6 protein-coding genes and 1 other RNA gene are annotated in these 8,276 nt (G+C 51.1%); 6 read left to right on the top strand and 1 reads right to left on the bottom strand.

Annotated features, from left to right (window positions below):
• The 5 genes from ydiK to EHN07_RS15395 all read left to right on the top strand — a co-directional run.
• Positions 1-926: AI-2E family transporter YdiK (gene ydiK, locus EHN07_RS15415; protein WP_124024944.1), on the top strand; the 926-nt coding region annotated here is incomplete at its 5' end.
• A 196-nt stretch (positions 927-1,122) separates the two neighbouring features.
• An RNA gene (gene rprA / locus EHN07_RS15410) (antisense sRNA RprA) lies at positions 1,123-1,230 on the top strand.
• A gap of 378 nt (positions 1,231-1,608) precedes the next feature.
• Entirely contained in the window at positions 1,609-2,133 is a 525-nt protein-coding gene (locus EHN07_RS15405; RefSeq protein ID WP_124024943.1) for a YybH family protein, read from the top strand.
• 71 nt (positions 2,134-2,204) lie between these two features.
• Positions 2,205-2,867 carry an NAD(P)H-dependent oxidoreductase gene (locus tag EHN07_RS15400; RefSeq protein ID WP_124024942.1) on the top strand — a complete coding sequence of 221 codons (663 nt, stop codon included), beginning with the start codon at positions 2,205-2,207 and terminating at the stop codon, positions 2,865-2,867.
• Positions 2,868-2,931: 64 nt separating this feature from the next.
• Entirely contained in the window at positions 2,932-4,023 is a 1,092-nt protein-coding gene (locus tag EHN07_RS15395) for an L-dopachrome tautomerase-related protein (RefSeq protein ID WP_124024941.1), read from the top strand.
• Between the two features lie 169 nt (positions 4,024-4,192).
• On the opposite strand, the gene EHN07_RS15390 is transcribed toward EHN07_RS15395, so the two are convergent.
• On the bottom strand, positions 4,193-6,568 hold the full coding sequence (locus EHN07_RS15390; protein WP_124024940.1) for a glycoside hydrolase family 3 N-terminal domain-containing protein: 2,376 nt from the start codon (positions 6,566-6,568) through the stop codon (positions 4,193-4,195).
• 300 nt (positions 6,569-6,868) lie between these two features.
• Here EHN07_RS15390 and EHN07_RS15385 point away from each other — a divergent pair, with 300 nt between their 5' ends.
• A complete protein-coding gene (locus EHN07_RS15385) occupies positions 6,869-8,266 on the top strand; it encodes a glycoside-pentoside-hexuronide (GPH):cation symporter (protein ID WP_124024939.1) in 1,398 nt (465 codons plus the stop codon).
• Positions 8,267-8,276: the final 10 nt, after the last annotated feature.

Below are 8,276 nucleotides of genomic sequence, written 5' to 3'. Positions count from 1 at the left end.
TGTGGGGAAGACGCTCGCTTGCCGTGCTGGTGATGACGATCCTGCTGTTGATGCTGTTTGTTATTCCGGTCGCGCTGCTGGTGAACAGCCTGGTGGATAACAGCGGCCCGGTTATCGACTGGGCCACGAAAGGCAATATGGAATTGCCAACGTTTGAGTGGCTTAACGGCATTCCTCTGGTGGGAGATAAGCTTTACGCCGGCTGGAATACCCTGGTGAATAGCGGCGGCAGCGCCATCATAGCGAAGATCCGTCCTTATATCGGCACCACGACCACCTGGTTCTTAGGTCAGGCGATCCACATCGGCAGTTTCCTGATGCATTGCGCCCTGATGCTGCTGTTTAGCGTGCTGCTGTATGCAAAAGGTGAAACCCTGGGCAACGGCATTCGCCACTTTGCGTTTCGCCTCGCAGGCACCCGCGGTGACGCCGCAGTATTACTGGCCGGGCAAGCCATTCGCGCCGTAGCGCTGGGGGTTGTCGTCACCGCGCTGGTTCAGTCGGTATTGGGCGGCGTGGGGCTGGCGGTTGCCGGTATCCCCAACGCCACGCTGTTAACCGTGGTGATGGTGCTCTGTTGTCTGGTGCAAATCGGCCCACTGCTGGTGCTAATCCCTTCCATCATCTGGCTGTACTGGACCGGTGATAATACCTGGGGCACGGTGCTGCTGGTGTGGAGCTGTGTCGTGGGTACGATGGATAACGTTATTCGCCCGGTACTGATTCGTATGGGTGCCGACCTGCCGATGATCCTGATCCTCTCCGGCGTGATCGGCGGTTTGATCGCCTTTGGTATGATCGGCCTGTTTATCGGCCCGGTGCTGCTGGCCGTCTCTTATCGTTTAATTTCAGTCTGGATGCATGAAGCGCCACAGCCGCAAGATGACCCGAATGAGGTGGTGGAAGTCCTTGAGGAACGGGATTGATAACCGCTGCTAAAGCGGTATTGCCCCCGGAAGCTGGGGCAATACCGCACCACGAATTCATGATGCTTATCAAACTTGCCGTATTAAGCCTCTGTCAAACGCTCTGCCCCGTAACGCGATCCCAAACTTTTACTTTCTATTAACTATTGAGACGAATCCGAGTGACGCTCCAGGGGGAGATGCCTACTATTACTGCACGGCTATGAATCAACACATTGATTTATAAGCATGGAAATCCCCTGAGTGAAACAACGAATTGCTGTGTGTAGTCTTTGCCCATCTCCTGGGATGGGCTTTTTTTTATTTTATCGCTTGCCTGCCCGCTATACTTCAGATAGCCGCGGCGTTGACCACCTTCATAACCTTCAGTTTTGTGGCAAAAACTCTCGTCCGTATGTCGCAACCTTCTATGTATGGACATAACAAGGAAGGATTCTTCCTTTTCTGTAGTGAACAAAGTGATAAAGCAATTCAGCAGACGCCTGGGGCACACCTTTTGTAACGGTGCCGATGATTATAATCTATGGAGTACAACACTTATCGTTTTTACGTTATTTATTTAGCAGGCCAATATGATAATAATCACGTTCACCGCCACCAGCCCGTAAGCTGTTTTAGATTAGCGTCAAATTAATCACACAGGGTAATATTATTGAGTGTAAATATCTCAAGGGGTTTAATTATGCGTAATTTTACGAAAATTATTGTTGCCACCATGATGTTGGTTTTTGCAAATATGGCCTTTGCCGCTTCATCAGCACCAGCTAATACTCCCGCACCCGCACCGCAAGCGGAAAGACAGCTTATTATAGAAATGATTAATAAATACACCCAGAGTGTGAATAGCGGTGATGTCCATCCCGAACTGATTAACGATCTTTGGGAGCATAGCCCTGATGTTTCTAACATCAATATTCGCGGGCATCAAAAAGGATTTGATGACATAAGAAAAAACTTCTATCCACCTATATTCCGCGTACTTAAAGACAGAAATTTAAGGATGACAACCACCCCACGCGAGCCTGCTATCTATTTTTTTGATAATACGGCGGTAGTGGAATTTTACTGGCTTCTTAATGCCACTCTGATAGAGGGAAATAAACCTGTTGAAATGGCCGGGCGTGAAACTCACGTTTACCGAAAAGCTGATGGTCAGTGGAAACTTGTCCACCTGCATTATTCCGGGATGCCAGTAGCCGGGTTTTAAATAAAATCCCCACATGCTCTGCCAATTGACAAGATAACAGCAATAGCAAATATGAATCAAAAGGAAATATTATGTCCGTAGCAAAGAACGATATTCTTGACGCATTCAACGCGCGCTTTACCACCAAGAAATACGATCCGCAGAGAAAAATTTCTACGCAAGATTTCACCCTGATTCTTGAAGCCGCGCGTCTTTCGCCCTCCTCATTTGGTTTTGAACCGTGGAATATTATCGTGGTGCAAAACGAAGCGCTGCGAAAAGCCCTGCTTCCGGACGTCTGGGGCGCCCAGGGCACTCTGCCAACCGCCAGCCATTTTGTTGTGTTTACTGCAAAAACGGGGGAAAACCTCGGTCCCGACAGCAAACACATCCGGCATATTCTGACCCATGTGAAGCATATGCCTGAAGAAAACCAGCAAGGCATGCTGAGCAAATTTAGCGATTTCCAGCAGCATGATTTCAATCTCCACACCCCGGAAAGCCGCCACCACTGGGCAGCCCGCCAGGCCTACATTGCCCTGGGCAATATGTTGACCGTGGCGGCATTGCTCGGTATTGACTCGCAGCCGGTGGAAGGTTTCAACATCGCCCGAGTCACTGAAACGCTTGTAAAACAGGGCCTCATTGAGCCTAAGAGCGATCTGCCGGTGGTGATGGCAAGCTTTGGCTACCGGGACATGGAGGTGACGCCCAAGACACGTCGTCCGATTCTGGAAGCCATCACGTGGGCCTGAATTACTGACCAAATGACCACGCAACTTAATGAAAAAATTCAATACTGAATTATGGGATAACATAATGATAAAAATCACTAAAACAATCTTGCTGACCTCAGCTTTAATGCTGACGGCTACCCAGGCTTTTGCTGATACCCTGCATAAAAAAGGCGATCTGGAGGTGGTTGCCGCACTCGATATTCGTCCGGGAAATGTGACGGTTTCTGATAATGGCCGGGTTTTTGCAACCGTCCATCCTCTGGACATCCCATCCCGCTGGCGCTTGATTGAAATCACAGGGAAAAAGAGCTGGAAAGCGTGGCCGGATGATAGCTGGCAAAAAAGCGAGGGCGGTGATGCGGCCCATCAGATTGACACCCCTCTGGGGATCACTCGCGACGCTCAGAACCGCTTATGGCTTGTTGATATGGGGCTGAACACGGGAAAAACCAGGATTCTGGCGTTCGATATTGCCAGCGGCAAGCATCTGAAAATCATCACGCTTGATGATGCTATCGCACCGCGCGGCAGTTTTATTCAGGATCTGGTGGTGGATGCTCGCACAGGGTGGATCTACCTGGCTGATATCAGTAATCCCGGGCTTATTACGGTGAATATTGATACGCAGAAAGCGACGCGTTTCTCCGGGCACGCCTCGCTGCAGAGTGAAAAATCAGCCGTCATGCATATTGACGGTCAGGATACGCAGTTCAATGGTAAACCTGCTGCAGTCGCGGTCAATCCGATCACCTTATCCGCGGATGGAAAAAAGGTTTATTTTGGCGCCATGAACGGCTACAGCTGGTATGAGGTCGATGCCGCATCTCTGCAGAAAGCCGATGACAAAGCGATTGCTAACAATATACGCGTGGTGGGTAAAAAGCCCGTTTCTGACGGTGCGGCTATCTCGGCACAAGGCCATCACTATTTTACCGACCTCAACAATAACGGGATTGATATGATGGACAGCCGGGGAGAGCTGGTTCCGCTGGTGCGTTCAGCGCTGCTTGACTGGCCGGACAGCATACAGTTTGGTGATAAAAACTGGTTATATATCTCATCGAACCAGCTGCACCGCACGGCAGCCTTCACGGGCAAAGGCGATAAAGGAGAAGCGCCGTACAGGATCCTTCGTGTCTGGACTGATGATACGCAACCCTTCACAAGCCGCTAGACTCCCGGGAATGTTTCCTGCTAATCCCTGAAAGGGGGTAATGACTTAACCGGATGGGCCTTGCTTACTGCAACTAAGGTAGGCAAAGCTCCATCCGAATAGATTAGGCGAACATAGTCTTCGCGGCGGGCCACATACCTTGTTTAACCGCCCAACGAAAACAATCAAATTACTTTTCCACCTCACAATGGCTCACCATCCGCCATTTACCGGTAATCAGACGCGTTTCACCTGTCACCATCACGCATGCTGTACTTCTGATATCCGCGCTTGATGCACCAACGCGAATCTCAAACTCGCCAGGCTCAACAACGCGTTCACCGTGGCGACAAGTGAAATTCAGCATATCGGTAGGCACACTAAAGGTCAGCCGCGCGCTGGCACCGGGTTCGAGATGCACGCGCTGGAAGGCTTTTAACTCCTGCACCGGACGCACCATGGATGCCACCTTATCCTGCACATAAAGCTGCACCACTTCACTGCCGGCGGCGGCCCCACTGTTGCGAACGGTTATACTTGCGGTGACTACACCGTTGTCATTCGGCACATCTTGGCAGGCTAACTGCAGCGGACCATATTCAAATTCGGTCCAGGTTTTACCAAAACCGAACGGGTAGCGGGAGCCAAAATGGAAGGCAAACGGGGTCCCGCCGCTTTTCAGCTTATGGTTGTAATAATACGGGGCGGCACCCGCACTTTTCGGTATCGAAACCACTAACCGCCCGCCCGGCTCGGCGCGCCCGGTAAGCACATCGGCAATGGCGTACCCGCCCTCTTGCCCTGGAGCCCAGGCCATCAGCAATGCTGCAACATTATCCTCCTGCCCGCCTAAATTGTACGGACGCCCTCCGGTCATCACCACCACGACAGGTTTGCCGGTAGCAATGAGTTCATCAAGCAACTGTTGCTGCACGCCAGGCAGATTCAGGCTGTCGGTATCCGAACCTTCGCCCACGGTGCCGCTCTGGAATAAACCGGATAAATCACCGACGCACAGCACCACAACATCGCTTTGCCCGGCTGTTTTCACCGCGTCAGGGATCAGAGAAACATCGCGTGAAACGGGCGACGACTGCATGGGTTTACCGCCGCTATCGCCCGGGAATACCGGAGCGCCAGCCATGCGTTTTTCAATAATGTGGCACCCTTTGCTGTAGCGGACGTTGTCGCGACCTAACTGTTCACGCAGCGCTGCAAGCGGCGTGGTGACCTGCGAGGTTTGCTCCAGCATGTCACTGATAATCAGATGAACCGGGAAGCTATAACCGCTCAGCAGCGCCAGCGGGTCGTCGGCAGTTGGGCCAATCACGGCCACGCGCGGCTTGCCACGCAATGGCAAAATGCCATTATTTTCCAGCAGCGTTACCGAGCGAGTCGCCACCTCTCGGGCGATTTTTTTGGTCGCTTCGGTTTGCAATACCACGCCGTTTTCATCCCGATAGGGATGCTCAAACAGCCCCAGGCGGAACTTCTCTTTCAATACGCGGCTAACAATCTCATCGATTTTTTGCATGCTTATCAGGCCGCGATCTACCGCCTGTGCCAGATGACGCGCGCAGTCATCTTTCGGCAGTTCCACATCCAGCCCGGCATTAAACGCCAGCGCCGCAGATTCTGCCGCGTCATGTGAAATACCATGATGCTGATGCAACAGGCTGACGCCGCCGTAATCGGCCACAATCAGCCCGTCGAACCCCCACTGTTCGCGCAGGACGGTGGTCATCAGGAATGCGTCAGAGTGTGCTGGCTGATTATCAATATCGTGGTAGGCAGGCATCACTGAACCCGCATTGCCGAGCTTCACCGCCATTTCAAACGGCAATAAGAAGGTGTCATTTAGTTCGCAAAAACCCAGATGAACCGGTGCATGATTGCGTGCCCCTTCGCTAAATGAATGGCCAACATAATGTTTCAGCGTGGCCAGCAGGTCCCGATTTTTTCCCTGTAGCCCTTTGACATAGCGCGTTGCCATCATCCCCACCAGCCACGGATCTTCGCCAAAAGTCTCTTCTGTTCTTCCCCAACGCACATCGCGTGAAACATCAAGCACTGGCGCAAGCCCCTGGTGGCATCCCGTCGAACGGGCTTCTTCGCCAATCGCGGCGGCGGCTTGTTCTATAAGGTCTAAATCCCAGCTGGAACCATAGTTAAGAGAAGACGGGAAGAGCGTGGCATCTTTGCAGAGCAACCCAACCAGGCACTCTTCATGAAACAAGGCAGGAATGCCCAGCCGGGTCTCTTCCACCAGGGTTTTCTGCAAACGATTGGCGGCGCGCACTCCCTCTTTGGCCTCCACAATATGGGTGCCTAACGGCCTGGTGATTTGTCCAATGCCCAGCTTCAGCCGCTCGGCAAGCGCCGCCTGCTCAGTGACGCCGGAAAACTCATCGCTTAAATCGGTACGCTCACGGTGATTACCGTCACTTTGCAAAATCAGCCAGTAAGCATGCATCTGGGCAAATTTCTCCTCCGGCGTCATACGCGACAACAGGTCAGCGACGCGCTCATTAACCGGGTGCTGAGCATCCTTATAGATGGCAGACATAATTTTCTCCTTACGACGTGAAGATGAGTTCCAGGCATCAATATGATTGATGAATGAAGCGCTAAACAATTGCCAGAATAATCAGCGGAATTACGTTTTTTGGTTTTCGCCCATAAGTGTGATGAGGTTCAAAAAATATTGCTGGGTCCCGGGGCGTTGATAGCCAGAGCGCACGAATAAGAGATAACTTCGTCACAATTGACAAGAAACATAAAACACAAAGTAAAAATTACAATACTCCTCTTAACATTCACAACATATAACTAATGCCATATTCCGGCTCTTAATAAAGGTGAATGTATGTCGGTGTTAACAGAGAAAGTTACCAACAAAGAAAAAATGGGGTTTGGCCTGGGCGATGCGGCAAGCCACATCGTTTTTGATTCCTCCGTGGCTATTCTGGCCTATTTTTACACCAACATTTATGGCTTACCCCCAGCCGTAATGGGGACACTGTTTTTAGTTGTCCGGGTATTGGATGCGATTACCGATCCTATAATGGGGGCGATTGCTGACCAGACTAAAAGCCGCTGGGGAAGATTCCGTCCGTGGCTATTAATCATCTGCGTACCCTTTGCGGTCAGTTGCGTACTGGTCTATTCCACTCCCGATTTCGACCAGACCGGAAAAATCGTTTACGCCGTCCTGGCCTATATATTTATGACGCTAATGTATACGGCGATTAATATCCCCTACTGCTCGTTGGGCGCGGCCATTACCTCTGACCCACAAGAAAGCCTTTCGTTGCAGTCCTGGCGCTTTGCCATCGCGCCGATTGGCGGCGCCATGGGTACCGCGCTGATCCTGCCGCTGGCTGACTTTATTTCTCCGGCTGACCGGGCCGCCGGAATGCAGTGGGCAATGGGGATCTTTGGCGTCATTGGCTGCATTATGTTCCTGGTTTGCTTCTTCACCACCCGCGAACGTATTACGCCGGTAAAAGAAGAAAATATGAATATCGCGCGCGATGTGAAAGTATTATTAAAAAACGATCAGTGGCGTATTTTGTCGGTGTATAACCTTGCGATGTTATGTGGCGTGGTGGTGCGTGGCAGTCTGTTAGTCTATTTCGTACAGTATATTCTTAATCAGGGCAGCGGAATTATTTCCATCTTTATGCTGGCCACAACTATCGCTGCGGTGTTTGGTAGTTTGTTTGCTAAATATCTCGGGGGCTGGATGTGTAAAATCCGTGCTTCTATCTGGATTAACGTGCTTAGCGCATTAGCAGGGTTACTCTTCCTGGTGCTGCCGACCCACTACTGGATCCCTGCATTCCTGGTGCATATATTCCTTAATATCCTGCAGGGTATTAACGCCCCGCTGCAATGGTCAATGATTACCGATGCAAATAATTATGGCGAGTGGAAAACCCAGCGCCGAATTACGGGAATGAACGTGGCCGCCAATATCTTCATTATTAAGTTGGGTGTAGCTATCGGTGGAGCATTAACCGGTTGGGGTCTGGCGGCATTTGGCTATCAGGCTGGTGTGGAACAACAATCGGCTGAAGCCGTGCGCGGCGTGTTAATTCTGTTTACCGTGCTACCCGCTATTTTCTATTTAATTACCGCAATCTCGATTCGCTATTACAAATTAACCGAAGAGAGAATGAACATTGTGGTCAGCGACTTGCGTGAAGGTAAATTCCAGAGCGAAAGCGAAGTCATTGGGGTGATGAGTCCTAAGGCTTCCTGATAAGTACCAG

It is taken from the genome of Buttiauxella warmboldiae (assembly GCF_003818135.1).
GTDB lineage: Bacteria > Pseudomonadota > Gammaproteobacteria > Enterobacterales > Enterobacteriaceae > Buttiauxella > Buttiauxella warmboldiae.
The sequence above is the reverse complement of the archived record's forward strand: the minus strand, read 5'-3'. Positions and strand labels throughout refer to the sequence as shown.

What these genes read in the sequence shown, in the direction of transcription:
- EHN07_RS15390 (WP_124024940.1), bottom strand. Translation starts at nt 6,568, where the DNA reads ATGTCTGCCATCTATAAGGATGCTCAGCACCCGGTTAATGAGCGCGTC.
- EHN07_RS15395 (WP_124024941.1), top strand. Translation starts at nt 2,932, where the DNA reads ATGATAAAAATCACTAAAACAATCTTGCTGACCTCAGCTTTAATGCTG.
- EHN07_RS15405 (WP_124024943.1), top strand. Translation starts at nt 1,609, where the DNA reads ATGCGTAATTTTACGAAAATTATTGTTGCCACCATGATGTTGGTTTTT.
- EHN07_RS15385 (WP_124024939.1), top strand. Translation starts at nt 6,869, where the DNA reads ATGTCGGTGTTAACAGAGAAAGTTACCAACAAAGAAAAAATGGGGTTT.
- EHN07_RS15400 (WP_124024942.1), top strand. Translation starts at nt 2,205, where the DNA reads ATGTCCGTAGCAAAGAACGATATTCTTGACGCATTCAACGCGCGCTTT.